Genomic DNA, 18,786 nt, shown 5'->3' on the forward strand with positions numbered 1-18,786 from the left:
GTCAGCAAGGAGTCAAACCAATGAAATCGCTCAAGTCTAGCTTAGTTATTCTAGGTAGTGTCGGATTACTGTTTTTGGGAGCTTGCAGTAAAGGCGACCAAGCAAGCGAGCCGAATACCACTCCAGCATCCCCTCCTGTCGCCTCTCAACCTGCGTCTTCGGCTCCCGCCACTGCTCCTGCAACAGCAACTAAAGGGGGGCAAGTTGTAAAGTCTGGAGCTTACTATTTAGAGTTTGTACCTGAAAAAGAAGCTACCGGAACTCATTTAGATGTTTTTTTGCAAAAAGGGGAGAAAAAGGAACCAGTTCCTAACGCCAAAATGACAGCTCAAGTGCAGTTGCCGAATGGAAAGCAGCAAACCCTAGCTCTCAAGTATGATGCTGAGGGCAAACATTACGCTGTGGTGTTTCCCGGCAAAGATGCAGGAAGTTATCCCGTGAAAGTTACTGCGGATATTAACGGAGAAAAAGTTGACGGTCGTTTTACCTTCAATCAATAGATAGCTGATTTCCTAATGCGCTCTCACTTATGGGCGCATTAGTTATTAGCAACAAACAACTGCCTCCTGCATTTCCACTAAAAAGCCGATCGCGTTTCGATCGCACTTAATTTCCTATTTCATTACCTGTGTTTTTTTCAATGGGAAAAACACTCGACCTGCCAAACTTTGGAGGTAGATGCCGCCGACGGTAATTAAAAAGACGAAATAAGCCATCGCCTGCACGACATAGAGCTTATCCGTGTAGCCAAACAGCGCACTCAACAACAAACCTGGAAACTTTTCTTCGGGAAGCAGTTGCGAGGTATTCCAGACCATCGGCCCGAGAATGCAAGAGTGGATTTTAGTAAATCTTTCGTAATAGAAACACAGTGCTGCTGATTCGCGATTTGTTTGCGATAAAATATTCATAGCGCTGTCAAAAATACCCAAAGTAGATACCACTAAACCCGCTACAATAAAGAGCAATAAAATGCCCATATATTTGAAAAACAGGCGGATATTAATTTTGACTCCCCATTTAAACAGCAGCACACCAAGTCCGGCTGCTGAAAGTATTCCTCCCAAAGCGCCGATCGCCGGAATAATGCCTTGTTGAAACTTGGCGACGACAAACAAAACAGTTTCAAACCCTTCGCGCAAAACGGCAATAAAAACTAAACTAAATACGCCCCAACCAGCATGAGAGTTTTGCGTTAAGGCCGCACTCACAGCGCCTTCAACTTCGGCTTTCATAAATCGCGCTTGTTTTGTCATCCAAATCAGCATCCAGCTCAGCATTGCGATCGCTATCAGCCCAAAGATTCCCTCTAGCAGCGACTCCATAATCGGTGCAAAAGGCTGATTGGATGCGGATAAAATTTGAATAGTCCAACCGAACAGTATACCTATCAAAGCGCTGGCGATAAGTCCAACGCCAACACCGCCGAAAACCCAAGGACTTAAATAACTTTGTCCTGATTTTTTGAGACAAGCGAGAACGATTCCGACAACTAAGGCGGCTTCGACTCCTTCGCGCAGAGTAATTACAAATGTGGGCAATGCTTCGCCAAAATTCATTTTTTTATGGTAGGAATGGGAGTAGTTAAGGAGCGAGGTAATTGGCAGATTATTTACCAATTACCGCCGACGATGAGAGGGAGATTTTTAGGATGCTGGTTTGAGAACTTTTTGGCTGTCGCTTTCGATAGTTTTAACGAGCTGGCTGACTTGTTCGGTGGTTTTTACGGGGGCGGGGGGTGCGATCGCCGTTGGCCAATTTGTCTTCAGTTCGGTCATGTTTGCAACAATTGCTTTATCGATTTCGGGGCTGGTTTTAGCCACTTGCTCGGCGATATCTTTGTACAGGCTTTCCGCGTACATGACGAAACCCCGCGAATCTTGATATTCAATAATTGCGGAAATTTTGCCGTTAGCAACTGCCGCTCCGTATTCGGAATTAGCTGTATCCAGCAAGCCGTTAATCACTTGCAGTACGAATTTCGGATCTTTTCGCTGGGCTTCGGGAAGGGCGGCAATTGCTCCGTCAACTGCTTGCATGGATGTGTCGAATTCCGCATTCACTTGAGCCGGATCTTTTGCACCCGCTTTAACTAAATCCTGCAATTTAATTAAAGTAGTCTTAAATTCAGTAATTTTACGATCGTTTAGCTGATCTTCCACATCGGCATAAATTTCTTCGACTGGATGCCCGATGTGAGGTTCTGCCTGGTCTGGTTTGCCTTGATCCAAGAGTTCTTTGGCTACGAAAAGATGCCCTTTCATCAATCCCATTTTAGTCATGAAGTCTACATCTTTGGCTTCCCCTGTCAGCACCACATCTTCAATAGTTACCAAGTCTTTTATTTCGTCGAATTGGGCTTGAGTAATGACATTTTTTGAAACCAATTCTTCGACTTTTCCGTAAGGGCGGCTGGCTTGAATTTTGTTAGAAAGTGCCGGTACTCCTAACTTGGCTTCGAGTTTATCTAACTCTGAAAGAATGGCAGTATTGATGTTGATGCCGCCTTTGCCGCCGTGGTTCATGCTGTGACCGCTTGTGGATGGGGGACTGGCTGTGGCAACGGGTGAGGCGGTGCTGCTGGTGTTGCTGGCTGTGGGGGAAACGCAACCGGTCAGAGCAACGAGGATGGCTGTAGCCGTGGCGGTCGGTAATAAGCGAAAGGATGGTAACATGGCAGTTGCTAATTTTTACTTTATGTGCATTTGGACTCACAACTTATTAAGAATAATTCTCAATTTGTGAGCTATTTATTCTACCTATGTGCGATCGAGCTTGTCAAATAATTTCATAGTTTCTTTATTTGAATCGGCGCACCGTAGTAGCAGGATTGGGTTTAAGTGATGACTTCAAATACACCCATGCAGCCAGCTTCGGCGATCGCATCTTGATGGGGATGAAACATATATTTTCCAGGGTAGCCGTAAGTAAATTCTAAGATATGTCTTTCAGCTACTCCCATTGTGATGACATCAGTTTTTTCACTGGGAGTTAAAGTCATTCCCGTGCGATATACGTCAAAAAAATTACCGTGCAAGTGGAAGGTTACTGCTGCTTCGTACTCAATTAGGTTGAGGACGTAGAGCCGAACTAGCTGATTTTTATAGATAGAGATAGGGTTTTTCATGTAATAGTTGGGCAACCCGTTAAAAGCGTAAAGTTCGTTTTTTTCGTCCTCGTTTACGTCATATCCCGCCATGATTAACATGATTTCATCGGCGGGAGGACGGGGTTTTGGCGGATCGACAATGAACATTCCATATAGTCCTTTACCGATATGGCGTGTTACGGGAGCAATATGGCAGTGATATAGATGCACTCCGTAAGGATTGGCATCAAATTCATAAATAAATACCGAACCGTTTCTCACAGGTTTAACGCCATCCATTTCGCTGGTATGAATTCCGTGAAAGTGCAGCGAGTGAGAATGTCCACCTTTGTTAGAAAAGATGACGCGGATACGATCGCCCTGAGTTGCCCTCAATGTCGGCCCGGGCACGCGATTGTTGACGTTCCAGGTGTTGAAAGTGACGGCACTGTTAAGTTGGACGATCGAAGTATTAGCTTCCAGGCGAAATTCCCGAACCGTGCGTCCATTTTCGCGCGTCACCGTGCCGTAATCAAAATCCCGCGCAATCTGCATCGGGTTGATGTTGCTAGATGCGACTGCATCGGCGGGCATTGGCGGTATTCTCGCGGCTGCCGGTCGTTTTTGGGTGAAATTTTGCAATGCGATCGCGCCGCCCGCTACCCCAGCACTGGCTATTCCTAGCTGTAGGAGTTGACGGCGACTCAAGCGCCCCGCCATTTTAATGACGGAACGATCGGATAAGTCTGCCATTTTTCTTGAAAATAATTCTCAAAACTTTGGTCGCATTTGAGTATAAGACATTTCCCGCTTGTTGTCAATAATTGTCAACTATAATCTTTTTCTTCCGCAAACTCAGAAGATTTCATGCTGATTTCATCTAAGTGTGCCAACTTAGATGCTGGGGGTTGGCGCTGTCGGCGGCTAACAATGTATAGAGATTTAGCGCTGTAAATTAGTGTTATGAGAGTTTTGCTAGTTGAAGACGAGCCCGATTTAGGAAAAGCGATCGAGCGCACTTTAAAGCAGGAAAAATATATAGTTGATTGGGCTTTGGATGGCAGTGAAGCTTGGCAATATTTAGACAGTCACTGGATGCAATATAACCTGGCTATTTTTGACTGGTTGCTACCAGGATTGTCAGGATTGGAACTGCTGCGGAGATTGCGTGCTAAAAATAGCGCCCTGCCCGTCTTGATGCTAACCGCCAAAGACCGAATGGAAGATAAAGTTGCGGGACTAGATGCCGGGGCTGACGATTATTTAGTCAAGCCGTTTGGCATGGCGGAACTGTTAGCAAGATTGCGGGCTTTGCAAAGGCGATCGCCCCAAATTCAACCGCAACAGCTACAGGTAGGAAATCTGGTTTTGGACTGCGGAACTCGAACTGTGTGCCATCTCGATCGAAGTGGTAACAGCCAGATAATTTCTCTAACAAACAAAGAGTTTCAACTGCTAGAATACTTTATGAAACATCCCAACCAAATTATCACAACTGACCAAATTCGGAATCAGCTATGGGAGGCGAGTGCAGATACCTTTAGCAATGTGGTAGCAGCTCAAGTGCGTTTGCTACGGCGCAAACTTGAATCAGTTGGCGGCACGAATTTAATTGAAACCGTTCACGGCGTAGGATACCGGATGAGAAATTAAAGCTGTAGGGGCAACGGCGGGCGGATTATATCTCGTTTCCAGTATCTGGCTATAATATATAAAACTCGATCGTAAAAATGACTGCTATGAAAGATTTAATCCAACAAGAGTTAGAAAATCTCGATATATAACAACTCAAACAAGTATTTGAATTTATTACCTTCCTAAAATTCTGTGCCAGATTAGTTACTATTTCAGCAATCGATGAAACTAACTTAGCTGCACTCTAGGGCGAATTTGCCGAAGAAGACCGACAACTTGCGGAACTCGGAATAAGTGAATATGCAGAACTCCTAAAACATGAGGATTTGGCATGACAGTCAAATATAAAGAATGTATTATTTAGCGGTAAACTTTTATTTTAATAGGAATTAGGCACCGGGTCAGAAACCTGATTATTTAAGCTTATTCTTTCTTTTTTCCTCCTCCTCTGCGTTCTCTGCGGTAAATAAAAAAATATCATCTTCAACTAATTACCAATTACCAATTACTAGCAAGATATGAAAGGTGAATCAAAATAAACTATTTAACCGAACTCGCTGGCAATTAGCCATTTCCTATGCGGCTGTAATGGGTTTGATTTTAAGCTTGTTGGGATTGGGCGTATATAAGGCGATCGCCCACGCTCACTGGGTAGCCATAGACCGGGAATTAGAATCGGTAGCCGGGACGCTGCACGACAGCCTAGAACTCAAATTGCAGCAGCCAGGACGCTTGGAACCAATCGTCAAGGAACTTTTGCCGAACCTCCGCGTAATTGGAGTTAACGGCATTAAAGAACAGTTGCCAGAGCGCCATATTTTAAGTGCTATTAACCAAAGCTATTACTATACCCGTTTATTTAATTATTCCGGAAAATTGATTGCAACTGCGGGCGCTTATCCAGCAGAATTACCTCAACAATTTAACTCCAAACACTGGCAAACAATCACGGACAAAAAAGGCAATATTTATCATCAAATTTCTGTATCGCTGCACACTCAGACGCAGAAAGATTGGGGATATTTTCAAGTGGGGCGGAGTTTGCAAGACTTCAACAGTTATCTCAGTACAGTGAAATTGGTTTTGAAATTGGGATTGCCGACAGCGTTAATTTTGGTAGGATTTTCTAGTTGGTGGCTGGCAGGATTGGCAATGAAACCGATTTACTCTTCCTACCGACAAATTCAACAGTTTACAGCGGATGCCGCCCACGAATTGCGGACGCCTTTAGCGGCTTCGCAGGCGACAGTAGAATCGGCGCTGTTAACGCCTCAATTAGATGAAAAAGAAGCGCGGGAGACTTTGCGGACTATCGATCGCCAAAACCGACGACTGACTCAGTTAGTTGCGGATTTGCTGCTGCTGGCCCGCATGGATAATCAAGCGCTACCCTCTCGCGCTCAATTGTGTTGTTTGAATGACATTGTTAGCGATTTAGTCGAGGAATTGGCCGCAATGGCGATCGCTTCTCAAATAGCGCTAACATCCGAAATCCGCGTACAGCAGCAATTAAATGTTGTCGGCAATTCCGACCAACTTTATCGCTTAGTTGCTAATTTAATTGTTAATGCCATTCAATACACTCCGGCGGGCGGGAAAGTAACAGTTATTTTAGATTGCAGTCACCAGGAGGCGATCGTTCAGGTTCAAGATACGGGTATTGGGATGGCGGTGGCAGATTTAGCGCGAATATTCGATCGATTTTACCGAGTCAACAGCGATCGATCGCGCAATACCGGCGGTTCGGGACTGGGATTGGCGATCGCCCAAACCATAGCCCGGGCACACCGCGGCAGCCTCAGCGCCCGCAGCGAATTGGGTTCCGGCAGCACCTTTCTCCTGCGGCTGCCTTTGTGAGTTACTATGTGAGGGAAACCGAATCGTCTTTTTAGGGTAATCCCTTTTGCAGAAGATAGCGCGATCGCCGAAAATCATTAAATAGCTATTTCTAAGCAATTAGCAGTCATCAGAGAGAAAAATTATGACAGTTTTAGAACAGGGAACAATCTCAATCCATACCGAAAATATTTTCCCGATTATCAAGAAGTCGCTATACACCGACCACGAAGTCTTCTTGCGGGAACTAATTTCTAACGCCGTCGATGCCATTGCCAAACTCAAAATGGTTTCTCGTTCCGGCGAATACAGCGGCGACATGGGCGAACCGCAAATCAACATAGCGATCGACAAAGAAAACAAAACACTCTCAATTACCGACAACGGCATCGGCATGACCGCCGACGAAGTAAAAAAATACATCAATCAAGTCGCTTTCTCCAGCGCAGAAGAATTTATTCAAAAATATCAAGGCAGCGGCGACGACGCAATCATTGGTCACTTCGGTCTCGGTTTCTACTCTTCTTTCATGGTCGCTCAGAAAGTAGACATAGACACCCTTTCTTACCAAGAAGGCGCGCAAGCAGTACACTGGCATTGTGACGGTTCTCCCGCCTTTGAACTATCAGAATCAACCCGCACGGAACGCGGCACTACTATTACTCTTACCCTCCAAGACGAAGAACAAGAATATGTAGAACCCAGTCGCATTAAGCAGTTAATCAAAACTTACTGCGATTTCATGCCCGTTCCCATCAAATTTGAGGGAGAGGAACTCAACAAGCACAAAGCAATTTGGCGGGAATCAGCCAGCAATTTGCAAAAAGAAGATTACTTGGAACTCTACCGCTACCTTTACCCGTTCCAAGACGAGCCTCTGCTGTGGGTACACCTGAATACAGATTATCCTTTCATTGTCAACGGGATTCTTTTCTTTCCCAAACTGCGGCCGGATGTCGATGTTACGCAAGGCAATATTAAGCTATTCTGCAATCAGGTTTTTGTCAGCGACCACTGCGAAGAAATTATCCCGAAATTCTTGATGCCACTGCGGGGCGTCATTGACAGTACCGACATTCCGCTGAACGTTTCTCGCAGTTCTTTGCAAAGCAATCGTACTGTGCGGAGAATCGCTGATTATATTGCGAAAAAAGTGGGCGATCGCCTGAAAGAACTTTACCGCGACGACCGTAACGAATACATCCGCTGCTGGCAAGATATCGGCACTTTTGTCAAGTTTGGAACTCTCAACGATGACAAGTTCAAAAAGCAAGTCGAAGATATCTTAATCTACCGCAGCACCTACGAACCAACAGCCGAGAAGCCAGAAACTGTAACGCCCGAAGTTCAGGTGCAAACTGAGGAAGGAGATCTGTGGCAAGATGTCACTCCGAAGTCGGAAAATTCTAGTTCCACGCAGCCTTACACGACTCTAAAAGAGTATTTGGAACGCAATCAAAAACGTCACGAAAATCGCGTGTTTTATTGTACGGAACCTGCGTCTCAAGCAACTTACGTTGCTATGCACAAAAGCCAAGGTTTAGAAGTGCTGTTTATGGATTCTTTCATCGACACGCACTTTATCAGCTTCTTGGAACGAGAATACTCAGATGTCAAATTCTCACGGGTTGATTCCGACATCGACGAAACGCTAATTGACAAAGAGAAAGAAGCGGAAATTGTCGATCCGGCGACGAATAAAACTCGCAGCGAACAAGTTAAAGAAATGTTCCAAAAAGCTCTTAATAAGCCAAAAGTGAACATCCGCACTGAAGCTTTGAAGTCTGACTCTGCGGAGGGGACGCCACCTGCGATCGTACTTTTGCCAGAAGCTTTGCGCCGGATGCGCGACATGACGGCGCTTTTGCAGCAGCAAGCAGCGGAATTCCCCGAAGAACACGTTTTGTTGGTGAATACGTCTCACCCGCTGATTCAAAATCTGGCTAGTTTGAGTCAGGGTGCGATTATTCAAGGCGGCGGGGAGTCTCCGTCAAGTCAGTTGGCGAGTATGATTTGTCACCACGTTTACGACTTGGCTTTGATGGCCCAGAAGGGTTTCGACGCTGAAGGGATGAAGGATTTTGTCGAGCGATCGAATCAAGTGTTGACAAAATTGACTGAACGTGCAATGTAATTACCCCCCAACCCCCCCTTGCTAAGGGGGGAGGCAAGAGTCTATTTCTATGGGTAAAGGGATAAGTGAAGCCTTCTTCGTTCTTCGTTCTTCCTTCTTCCTTCGGGTATAATGAAATGCTGCACGCAAAAAAACGGTAATCTGGAGGGCAATATGTCACGGAAATGTCAGCTAACGGGGAAGAAGGCGAATAACGGTTTTGCGGTTTCTCACTCGCACCACCGCACTCACAAATTGCAAGACGCAAATTTGCAGTGGAAACGGGTTTGGTGGCCGCAGGAGAAGCGCTGGGTAAGATTGCACCTTTCTACGAAGGCCATTAAAACCTTGCAACACAAGGGTTTGGAAATCATGGCGAAGGAAGCTGGAATTAACCTGTACAAGCTTTAAAAAACTTGGCTAAATTAAAAGTAAGGGCGATCGCACTTTCATGTGTGCGATCGCCCTTACTTTTAGAGAAAAACTTTTACTAAAGCTATTTTCGGCATTTCAGTAAATAAGTAGTCATCTGGCCTTTGCCTTTAACTTCGATCGCGCCGCGGTTTTCAAAGGAATACTTTTCTCGCAACTGCTGATAAGTTGTCTCTGTTACCTGAATACTCCCTGGCTTGCCGTGAGATTCCATGCGGGAAGCGGTGTTAACTGTGTCTCCCCACAAATCGTAAATAAATTTTTTAATGCCGATGACTCCGGCGACAACCGGGCCGCTGTTGATGCCGATTCTGATGCTGAAATCTTGGCTGTGGGTATTGCTGAAGTCAATAATTGCCTGCTGCATATCCAGGGCCATTTGGGCGATCGCCTCTGCATGATCGCTGCGCGGCATCGGCAGCCCTCCAACTACCATGTAAGCGTCGCCAATCGTCTTAATTTTTTCCAATCCGTGCTTTTCTGCTAGGCGATCGAATGTGGAAAAAATGTCGTTAAGCAAGGAAACTAATTGGGGCGGAGAAATCTGGGAACTAATTTGGGTAAAACCGACTATATCTGCAAACAATACTGTGACTTCGGCAAAAGTATCGGCGATGATGCTTTGGTCTTGTTTTAATCGGTCGGCAATGGGTTGTGGTAAAACGTTTAACAGGAGACGATCGGATTTTTCTTGTTCTAAGCGCAAAGCTGCCTCAGCTAGTTTACGAGTTGTGATATCTTGAACAGTACCTTCGTAATAAAGCAAATTTCCGTAGGAATCGCGCACGGTATAAGTATTTTCCGAAATCCAAATTACGCTGCCATCTCGGCGGTAAATTTGAGATTCAAAATCCGATACTTTGCCTTGTTCTTCTATTAAGCGGACAACTTCGGCGCGGCGATCGGTGTCAACATAAAGTTGTTGGCTAATATCAGTTAATGTGCCGACCAATTCCTCGCCCGAACTGTAACCGTAAATGCGAAGCAAAGCAGGATTGGCGCTGAGATATTCCCCATCTGGGGTAGTTTGAAAAATGCCGACTATCGCATTTTCAAAGATGCTGCGGTATTTTTCTTCAGCTTGCCGCAGCGCTTCTTCAGCCCGCTGGCGTTGTCGCGCTTCTACGGCGAAAGTTACAGAGTCCCCTAGAGAAACAGCAAAACTTTGTTCTTCAATAGTCCAATAACGGGGAGTTCCTACGTGTTCCAAACAAATAACTCCTGCTGTTTCACCGCCTATTTGAATCGGCGTATCTAGCATGGAAGTGATGCCGAAGGGAACTAGGTAAGATTCCGCAAATTCTCTAGTTCTAAAATCTTGTTGTGCGTCAAAGGCAGCAATTGCGCGTTCTTCTCCCAGTGCTTGAAAATAGGCAGGATAGTCTGCTGCTGCTAATTCCAAGCCGTGTGAGTGCTGGTTGAGAGTGCGATCGAACAAATCCAGGCACTCCATCTTGGATTTAGTACGATCGTACAGCCAGACGCTCGATCGGGCAACTTCCAGAGTACGGCTAGCAGTTTCAGTTATTTCTTGAAGCGCCTTTGTTAAGTCGCCTTGATTCAGCGCTTTATTTTTGGCTAAATCAATTAATGCCGCTTTCTGTTTCTGTAGCTGAAGTTCGCTTTGTTTCAGGGCATTCGTCCGCTCTTCTACTCGGATTTCCAGCTTTTCATTGAGCTTTTGCAACGCTATTTCAGCTTTTCGGCGATCGGTGATATCTGTGCCGATGCAGAGGATGCCCAAAAGTTTGCCCGCGGAATCAACCAGCGGTTTATTTGCCCAAGATACCCAAACCCGATCGCCACTGCGCCGGATATTTTCATTTTCATAGCTGGTAAAGCGATCGGGATTTTGTAAAATTTGACCATAGACCAACTCTAAGTTATTCCCTGCGATGTCCGTCTGTGGAATAATGGTTCCCAAGGCATTTTTTCCAAGAATTTCTTCCTCCTTGTAACCAAAGAAATTTTCGGCGAATTCGTTAAAAAAAGTAATATGACCCTCAGCATCCAGTTTCAGAATAATGCTGTTAGCATTTTCCACCAATTCTCGATATTTAATTTCGCTCTCTCGTAAAGAATACTCCGCTGATGTACGTTCAGCGACTGTTGCTGCCAATAACAGCGAGGTAATCGTAATTACACCCATAAAAGCTTGCAAAAATAAGATAGCCTGATTAATATTTTCGGCTTTGGCTGTGAAGGGCCCCCCTCCATGAGAACTGCCAAAAATGGCGATGATTGAGACAATAAACGATGCTAGGACAGCGGCTCGCTGACCGAATTGAAGCGCAGCCCACATGATCAAAGGAAACGGTAAATATTCCAGGGGATAACGAGAAATCGAAGCTTCATGTTTCGACTCAAATACCAGCCAGCTCACCCCGATCAATAATATTAACCATACTCCTCTCTCAATTAAATAAGCTTTCTTGGTTTCTGTTTGTATTTTTAAACGATTTGCGGTTACTTGAGGACGAATAAATATTAAAATTAAGGGAGTTATAATTAAAACTCCCATGGTATCTCCTAACCACCAATTCCATCGAGCAGACCAATACTCGCTCCACTCTATTTTGCCCGCTAAATACAGAGAAAATGCGCCAATAGTGCAACTGATTTGAGTAGCAATTAGACCGCCAAACAAGATTAAATTAATTACATCTTTCAAACGTTCGAGAGAGGGACGAAATCGGAACCAGCTCAGGGCAGTTACTGCAAAAACCGCTTGCAGAATTGCCCCGGCGTTTCCTCCCAGCCAAAGTGCAAATATCTGTTCACTTGGGTTAACCAAATTGAGCAAAAATGTACCCAAAACAATGGCAGGCCAGACTTTACTCCCAAACAATAAAAGTCCGGCTTGTGCAATTCCTGCGGGTGGCCACACCGAGGAAGCGAAGGGACTAACACCTTGAATTGAAATTGCTAGCCTCGCCCCCACGGCGTAAGCGACCGCAACGACAGTTACTTGGGCTAAGTACCGCCCAATTCGGGATTGAGGGAATCGAAGAAACTGATTTAAATTCAGATTCATATCGAGTGTTAAGTTTTAGGGAATTTCACATCAGAAGGAAGAAGGAATAAGGAAGAAGGAAGAGGGAAGAAGGAAGAAGGAAGAGGGAAGAGGGAAGAGGGAAGAAGGAAGAAGGAAGAGGGAAGAGGGAAGAAGGAAGAGGGAAGAAGGAAGAGGGGGGGAGCATCTCATATTTGTAAAAACACTTCTTCTGGCTCCTTCTTTCTTCCACTTTCCTCCTGCATCCTGCCTCCTGTCTCCAATTTCTAGCTGGGTGCTTTCATTGAGATGCTCCCAAGAGGGGAGCTAATGTAGGGTGTACACCGCGCACCTTGCGAGCCTAAATGTAGGTGCGCGGTGCGCGCACCTTACTGGTGAAAAAGGCTTAGTTGATGGCGGCTTCAATCCACTGTTTTAAAGTAGAATTTACTTCATCAACAAGAATTTCCTGTGATTTGTGAGTTGCTCTTTCCACGACTTCAACTTTGCCTGCTTTCAGCGAACGACCCGGAACAATGCGATAGGGAATGCCGATTAAATCAGCATCTTTGAATTTAACTCCTGCTCGTTCGTCACGGTCATCGAGTAAGGTTTCAATGCCAGATTGGTTGAGTTCGGCATAGAGTTTTTCGGCGACTTCTACTTGTTGGGCGTCGGAAATATTGGGGATGCTAATGATGGCGTGATACGGGGCGATCGCCACTGGCCAAATTATCCCGTCTTTGTCGTAGGATTGTTCTACGGCAGATTGAGCTAGCCGCGACACGCCGACGCCGTAGCAGCCCATAACAAAGGGCATTTCTTCGCCTTGTTCGCTGGTGTAGGTGGCGCCCATTGCTTGGGAGTATTTGGTTCCTAATTGGAAGATGTGGCCGACTTCGATGCCTCTGGCGCTTTGCAAGGTTTGTTCGGGGTTGTGCACGGCCCGATCGCCCTTTTTGGCTGTTCTGACACCTACAACCGTTGCTGGTAGCGGAAATTCTTTGTTCCAATTGGCCCCGACAACGTGGTATCCTGATTCGTTTGAACCGGTGACAAAGTTTGTCAGGTCAACAGCAGTGCGATCTACCAAACGCAAAAACTTAGAGTTTACCTCCTTGCTCCCAGCGATATAATCATCAGCAACATCGGGAGCCATATAACCGAGAGGTAAAGATTTAGCAGCCCATTTCCGCTGAGCTTCCGCATCTGGAACAGTCAAAAATAAAACAGTTTTAGCTTGATAATTGCCCGCTAACTTCGTCAATTCATTCAGCAACTTTACCTGATTCACATCTTGGTCGCCGCGAATGCTTACCAATACCAAGACTGTGATGCCATTGTCGTAAACAGCTTGGTAAAGCACATTTTTGACAACTTGCGTCGGAGAACATTTCAAAAATTTGCAAAGTTTATCAATTGTTTCAGTTCCCGGCGTTTCCCGCTTTTCAAAACTTGCAAAGGGCGACGGTTCTAAATCAGCCGGCATCGATACAGCCTTTTCCACATTAGCTGCATACTGACCATCTTCAGTATAAAGAACTTCATCTTCTCCCGCTTCAGCCAGCACCATAAACTCTTGAGAACCCGAACCGCCAATTGCTCCCGAATCAGCATCTACTGCTCGGAATTGCAAGCCAGATCGGCGCAGCATATTGCTGTAAGCTTGAGCCATATCCTGATAAGTTTTTTTCAGACTTTCTTCGTTTGTATGGAAAGAATAGCCATCTTTCATAATAAATTCGCGACCGCGCATCAACCCAAAACGCGGGCGGATTTCATCGCGAAACTTAGTTTGGATTTGATAAAGATGTAAAGGCAATTGCCGATAGGAACGAATCATATCTTTAGCAATTGTAGTAATTACTTCTTCGTGCGTTGGCCCCAGTCCCAATTCTCGCTGCTGCCTGTCTGTCATGGCAAACATAATACCTTCAGCTTGAGTGTAGGTGTCCCAGCGACCGGATTCCCGCCACAAATCGGCCGGTTGCAATTGCGGGAGGAGACATTCTTGAGCGCCGGTAGCGTCCATTTCTTCGCGCACAATTTGGGAGACTTTTTTGAGTACACGCCACATTAAGGGCAGATAAGCGTAAATTCCGCTGCCGATGCGCCGGATATATCCCGCACGCAGTAATAGTTTGTGGCTGGGAATTTCTGCTTCTGCTGGGTCTTCCCGCAGGGTGACAAAAAGCATTTGAGAGAGTCGCATAGCTAATTTCCTTAAAATACCGGATGATTGTAATTTTAGATCAACTTCTGATATTATCAGAACTAAGCCCGATTTGATTAAATATATGAATAAAATTTGGCAAAACTACGAAAAAGGTATGGCAGTCTTTGATGATTGTCACTCTTTTACTGTGCAATCTCAGTGGCTTGCCTTAAAAGATGAAATAGGAGAATTTGTTCGAGAACCTAATTTAAGTGAAATTTGGGATATTGTTCATGCTGCTGGTCGATTGCTTTACAAAATAATCGGAATTCCTTTATATTTACTAGCCTATCCTACTGTTCGCAAACACAGTCAACGTTTCGAGCAGTACGGCTGTATTCGCAGCATTCGCAACTGTGAGGGTAAATGCTGTGGAAAAAATTCGTAGCCTAGGCTGCGGCGCACCCGATATCATGTTTGTTGAATTGCCTGTAATTAGATTTAGAAACCCTCCCTCGCCAACGACTGATTATGCAGCTCAATCGATCGCAATTACTCGCTCGTTTTGAGCCTGAAAATCCAACGGAATCCTAACTCGGTAGCGCACTCTACGATATGTAGAGTGCATCACATCGCACTTTACTACTATTGATAATTGGTGGGGATTGCCCCCGCCTCAAACTTGCCCGTTTTATGCGAACTCTGCTGCTACCAATCCCTTAAAAAGTAATTTCTGACTTTAGACGGATTTATTTTTTAGCTTCCAGAGCCATAATAAGCAGTAAGGATGAGATCACTATAGAACTGAGTTACCACTCATCCCAATGTCACTAATAAGGCTTCCGTAAGATAAAGCCGAACCAAAACAAAACCTCATCTAAAGATTACAAACACCCCTAGAAAAAAGTTGGGGGCAATTTTCGCTATGCCGAGTTAGGCATAAAAATTAAGGAGGTAAATTATGTTTCAAAGCGAGTTATTAATGTCGCTGTACACTCCCCAACTCAATAGGGGTCAAATGCCAGTAGAAATGCCAGTAGAAATAGATGTGCCATTTAATCACCCCGATATCGGAGGTCTGATGTTTTTAAGCCCTCAGTTTTTCGTGGCATTAATCGCCGGAGTCATCATGGCTTTCGGCTTCCAATTCCTGTTAACAAATTTCTCGATCGCCGCCAAAATCTCAAATTGGGACGAGGCTTTAGCCGACGATGACGATGATGAGTCCGAAAGTTTAGGCACTAAAGTTCGGAAAATCGAAGGTTTAGTCGGAGGTTGGATTTTAGTCACAGTTAACCTAGCTTTATTTTTGGCTTGTTTTCTGGCGGTAAAACTAACTTCAATTGCCAGCGTAGATGGAGCGGCAATTATTGGTGTGGTCATCTGGGCAGCGTACTTTTTAACCCTTGTATGGCTCGGTTCTAGCGCCGTCGGTTCTATGATCGGTTCCTTGATAAAAACTGCTTTTTCAGGCGTTCAAGGCGTCATGGGTACTGCTGGTGCAGCGATCGGCGGGAAGATGGCTAGCGACCAAATGGTGAATACTGTAGAGGCATCTGTTGCCGCTGTCCGCCGCGAATTGAGTTCGGCGGTAGACCCCGATAGCATTCGCGAAACACTGCAAGATTATGTGGGTGCTTTGCAGTTACCGAAACTAGATGTTAAAGAAATTCGCGGTCAATTTGAAAAGTTGCTGGGCGATGCAGATATCAAATCTCTTGCGGGAAGCGACGTTCTGAAGAATGTTAACCGCCAGACTTTTGTGGATTTAATTAAGAGTCGCACAGACTTTTCTCAAGAGGAAATAACTCAAGTTGCCGACCAACTCGAAGGCGTTTGGAAGCAAACATTCGGCAAGCAGCAAGAGCAAAAAGACCCGAATTTGGAGTTGGTGGATTTTCTCAAGTTTGCGGCTCCAGATTTGCTGAAGTCTGACGAACTCAACGCCAAGCTGTCTCAAATTCTGGAAAGTAGGGAAAACAAATCGGAATCCAGCAGCGGCATGAAGCGAGCGATGCAGTTGGGTGTGGAAGCTCTTGTGGGCACTGTTTTGTCGCGGACGGATTTGTCTGATTTGGATGTTGAAAAAATCTCTGGTCAGTTGCAGCAACTGACAGCCAAAGGGACGGAACAAGCTAAATCTTTGGCTTCTAAGGTGGGTGACAAAGTGCCTGCGCTGCCTTTCAATACAGGTAAGGCTGATGTGGAAAACTACTTGCTGAATACCCAACCTTGGCATCTCAACCGGGAGACAATCAAGCAGGAATTTAGGGATGTGATTTACGACCCGGAAGCTTCTCCGGGAGCTGTTTTGCGCCAGTTAGAGCAGTTTAATCCCGATTATTTTGTAGGGATTCTGGGCCGCCGCGAGGGGTTTGCTCCTGAACAGGTGACGGAAATTGCCGAACAGCTTGAAGGTGTCCGACAAGAAGTGTTGGAAATTGTGCAAGCTGCTGCTGGTGAAGAACAGTCTCAAGATTTGCGGAGCCGGATTGAGAATTATTTGCGATCAACTGGCAAGGAAGAATTGAATCCTGAAGGTATTGAGCGGGATTTCCAAGCGCTTTTGGAAGATCGGGATGCTGGTTTCGAGGCTTTGCGCGATCGCCTGTCTCAGTTTAACCGCGATACCTTGGTGCAGTTGCTCGGTCAGCGGGAGGATTTCAGTCCAGAGGAAGCCGATCAGTTAATCGGCAGACTGGAGAGTTCGCGCGATCGCGTGATTTCTAAAGCTCAAGAATTGCAAGAGCAAGCGCAATCGAAAGCGCAAGAATTGCGGCAAAAGGTAGAAGACTATCTCCGCAATACTAATAAGGAAGAACTCAATCCTGAAGCGATCGAGCGCGAGTTTCAAACACTTTTAAGCGACCCGGAAGCCGGATTTAAATCGCTGAGAGAACGCTTGTCTCAATTCGACCGCGATACGCTGGTGCAGTTGCTGTCACAGCGGCAAGACCTCAGCGAAGAACAGATAAATCAGGCGATCGACCGCATCGAATCTGTGCGCGACAATATTATCCACGCCCCGCAAATAGTTGCAGATAGAGCTAAGGAGCAGTACGAGGAAGTTACTGCAAAAATTGGCGAGTACCTGCGGAATACTAACCTGGAAGAACTCGATCCTGAAGGCATCAATCGGGATTTGACCAAATTGTTTGAAAGTCCGAAAGAGGGTGCTTTGGCACTTCGGGAAAGACTTTCTCAGGTCGATCGCGAAACTTTGGTGAAGCTGCTTTCCCAGCGGGAAGATTTGAGCGAAGAACAGATCAATCGGACGATCGATCGCGTGCAAGATTCGATTCGCAGCATCGTGAAATCGCCCCGCCGCTTGGCTTCTCGCGCTCAAAAAACAGTCCGGGATTTCCAAGGAAGTTTGGAAAATTACTTGCGGAATACGGACAAGGAAGAACTCAATCCTGAAAGCATCAAACGCGATTTGCAGTTGCTGTTTAGTGAGCCGGGAGCGGGGATGCAAAGTTTGGGCGATCGCCTGAAACATTTTGACCGCGATACTCTGGTAGCACTGTTGTCGCAGCGGGAAGACATCTCGCAAGAGGAAGCTAACAGAATTGCCGACCAAATTGAATCTGTCCGCAACCAAATTGTCGAACAAGTTCAAATGGTTCAGGACAAGTTTCAGTCGGCAATCGATGGTATTTTCACGAAAATTAGGGATTACCTCAATTCGCTCGATCGACCAGAGCTCAACTACGAAGGCATCAAGCGGGATTTCCGCAAAGTGTTTGACGACCCGCAGGCCGGATTTGACGCGATTAAAGAGCGTTTAGGTGAGTTCGATCGCGGTACTTTAGTTGCCCTGCTGAGTTCTCGTTCCGATATTTCCGAGACAGACGCGCACCGAATTGTTGACCAAATGGAAGGAGCCCGGGACAGCGTTTTATTGCGATCGGAACGCCTGCAAAATGAAGCCAAAAAACGCATCAAACAGCTCAAGAACAAGACCAAGCAGCAAGCAGAAGATGCGCGCGAAGCCGCCGCAACTGCTGCTTGGTGGCTGTTCGGTACGGCTCTGACTTCTGTGGTTGTTTCGGCTTTGGCTGGAGCAATAGCGGTCGGTGGTATTTCGGGTTTGTTTAGCTAGACTTTCCACGAATTGGAAATAAAGTTCTCCTGATTCTAGGCTGGCTATTTGCCAGCCTATTTTCTTTGAGTGACACCCGGTTTTTTTAGTCCACCCGACCCTACATCCTGCCACGTCAACTGCGGCGGACTTTGTTTCTGTAGCGAATTCTATTCGCCGAGAAAACTAGGAGGAAATACTTTAGATAAATCGAGGGAGAAATCCCCAAAATTAGGCAGGGCAACTGTCTCGTTAGGCAGAAAAATTCTCTTGACGCGATAACCAAATTGGCCTTGGGAATTCTGATAAGGTTCGCTGTAACATTCCAAACAAATTTCTAATAAATTAAATATCCAATAATCAGAGATACCCGCTTCAGTAGACCTCTTGCGAAAGTGCGCTCGTTCTAGGTAAAATAAAAGAAAAAATTAGATTAATAATATGAATTACGAAC

Annotated in this window: 12 protein-coding genes; 7 read left to right on the forward strand and 5 right to left on the reverse strand. The window is 45.7% G+C overall.

All coding sequences use genetic code 11. The features are described 5' to 3' along the window. Window positions 1–20: 20 nt before the first annotated feature. Window positions 21–500, forward strand: a complete 480-nt coding sequence (locus tag QT996_RS11970; RefSeq protein WP_333046765.1) for a hypothetical protein — start codon at window positions 21–23, stop codon at window positions 498–500. 114 nt (window positions 501–614) lie between these two features. On the opposite strand, the gene QT996_RS11975 is transcribed toward QT996_RS11970, so the two are convergent. The 3 genes from QT996_RS11975 to QT996_RS11985 all read right to left on the reverse strand — a co-directional run bounded on the left by QT996_RS11975 (window position 615) and on the right by QT996_RS11985 (window position 3,841). After that, the gene (locus tag QT996_RS11975; protein ID WP_333046766.1) at window positions 615–1,559 is read right to left on the reverse strand and encodes an FTR1 family protein; all 945 of its coding nucleotides are present in this window, start codon (window positions 1,557–1,559) and stop codon (window positions 615–617) included. Between the two features lie 87 nt (window positions 1,560–1,646). Further along, on the reverse strand, window positions 1,647–2,675 hold the full coding sequence (locus QT996_RS11980) for a helix-hairpin-helix domain-containing protein (RefSeq protein WP_333046767.1): 1,029 nt from the start codon (window positions 2,673–2,675) through the stop codon (window positions 1,647–1,649). Between the two features lie 161 nt (window positions 2,676–2,836). After that, the gene (locus tag QT996_RS11985) at window positions 2,837–3,841 is read right to left on the reverse strand and encodes a multicopper oxidase domain-containing protein (protein ID WP_333046768.1); all 1,005 of its coding nucleotides are present in this window, start codon (window positions 3,839–3,841) and stop codon (window positions 2,837–2,839) included. Between the two features lie 210 nt (window positions 3,842–4,051). Between QT996_RS11985 and rppA the strand changes: the two genes are divergently transcribed. The 4 genes from rppA (at window position 4,052) to rpmB (ending at window position 9,083) form a co-directional block, all read left to right on the forward strand. Then, entirely contained in the window at window positions 4,052–4,741 is a 690-nt protein-coding gene (gene rppA / locus QT996_RS11990; protein WP_333046769.1) for a two-component system response regulator RppA, read from the forward strand. A 507-nt stretch (window positions 4,742–5,248) separates the two neighbouring features. Then, entirely contained in the window at window positions 5,249–6,580 is a 1,332-nt protein-coding gene (gene rppB / locus QT996_RS11995) for a two-component system sensor histidine kinase RppB (RefSeq protein ID WP_333046770.1), read from the forward strand. A 124-nt stretch (window positions 6,581–6,704) separates the two neighbouring features. Beyond that, entirely contained in the window at window positions 6,705–8,693 is a 1,989-nt protein-coding gene (gene htpG, locus QT996_RS12000) for a molecular chaperone HtpG (RefSeq protein WP_333046771.1), read from the forward strand. 153 nt (window positions 8,694–8,846) lie between these two features. Then, complete coding sequence (rpmB, locus tag QT996_RS12005; RefSeq protein WP_006634309.1) at window positions 8,847–9,083, forward strand: 50S ribosomal protein L28; 237 nt, start codon at window positions 8,847–8,849, stop codon at window positions 9,081–9,083. 85 nt (window positions 9,084–9,168) lie between these two features. Here rpmB and QT996_RS12010 read toward each other — a convergent pair whose 3' ends face one another. Both QT996_RS12010 and proS read right to left on the reverse strand, forming a co-directional pair. Beyond that, window positions 9,169–12,138, reverse strand: coding sequence for an adenylate/guanylate cyclase domain-containing protein (locus QT996_RS12010; RefSeq protein ID WP_333046772.1), 2,970 nt, complete (start codon window positions 12,136–12,138; stop codon window positions 9,169–9,171). A 364-nt stretch (window positions 12,139–12,502) separates the two neighbouring features. Continuing rightward, window positions 12,503–14,308 carry a proline--tRNA ligase gene (proS, locus tag QT996_RS12015; protein WP_333046773.1) on the reverse strand — a complete coding sequence of 602 codons (1,806 nt, stop codon included), beginning with the start codon at window positions 14,306–14,308 and terminating at the stop codon, window positions 12,503–12,505. An 85-nt stretch (window positions 14,309–14,393) separates the two neighbouring features. Here proS and QT996_RS12020 point away from each other — a divergent pair, with 85 nt between their 5' ends. After that, on the forward strand, window positions 14,394–14,699 hold the full coding sequence (locus QT996_RS12020) for a hypothetical protein (protein ID WP_333046774.1): 306 nt from the start codon (window positions 14,394–14,396) through the stop codon (window positions 14,697–14,699). Window positions 14,700–15,212: 513 nt separating this feature from the next. Next, window positions 15,213–18,353, forward strand: coding sequence for an MFS transporter (locus QT996_RS12025; protein ID WP_333046775.1), 3,141 nt, complete (start codon window positions 15,213–15,215; stop codon window positions 18,351–18,353). Window positions 18,354–18,786: the final 433 nt, after the last annotated feature.

The organism is Microcoleus sp. S13C4, from assembly GCF_036700865.1.
Lineage (GTDB): Bacteria > Cyanobacteriota > Cyanobacteriia > Cyanobacteriales > Microcoleaceae > Microcoleus.

Excerpts from the sequence above, each read along its gene's own strand:
- QT996_RS12010 (WP_333046772.1), bottom strand. The coding sequence starts at position 12,138 with ATGAATCTGAATTTAAATCAGTTTCTTCGATTCCCTCAATCCCGAATT.
- QT996_RS11975 (WP_333046766.1), bottom strand. The coding sequence starts at position 1,559 with ATGAATTTTGGCGAAGCATTGCCCACATTTGTAATTACTCTGCGCGAA.
- QT996_RS11970 (WP_333046765.1), top strand. The coding sequence starts at position 21 with ATGAAATCGCTCAAGTCTAGCTTAGTTATTCTAGGTAGTGTCGGATTA.
- QT996_RS12020 (WP_333046774.1), top strand. The coding sequence starts at position 14,394 with ATGAATAAAATTTGGCAAAACTACGAAAAAGGTATGGCAGTCTTTGAT.
- htpG (WP_333046771.1), top strand. The coding sequence starts at position 6,705 with ATGACAGTTTTAGAACAGGGAACAATCTCAATCCATACCGAAAATATT.
- proS (WP_333046773.1), bottom strand. The coding sequence starts at position 14,308 with ATGCGACTCTCTCAAATGCTTTTTGTCACCCTGCGGGAAGACCCAGCA.
- rpmB (WP_006634309.1), top strand. The coding sequence starts at position 8,847 with ATGTCACGGAAATGTCAGCTAACGGGGAAGAAGGCGAATAACGGTTTT.
- rppA (WP_333046769.1), top strand. The coding sequence starts at position 4,052 with ATGAGAGTTTTGCTAGTTGAAGACGAGCCCGATTTAGGAAAAGCGATC.
- QT996_RS11985 (WP_333046768.1), bottom strand. The coding sequence starts at position 3,841 with ATGGCAGACTTATCCGATCGTTCCGTCATTAAAATGGCGGGGCGCTTG.
- QT996_RS12025 (WP_333046775.1), top strand. The coding sequence starts at position 15,213 with ATGTTTCAAAGCGAGTTATTAATGTCGCTGTACACTCCCCAACTCAAT.
- QT996_RS11980 (WP_333046767.1), bottom strand. The coding sequence starts at position 2,675 with ATGTTACCATCCTTTCGCTTATTACCGACCGCCACGGCTACAGCCATC.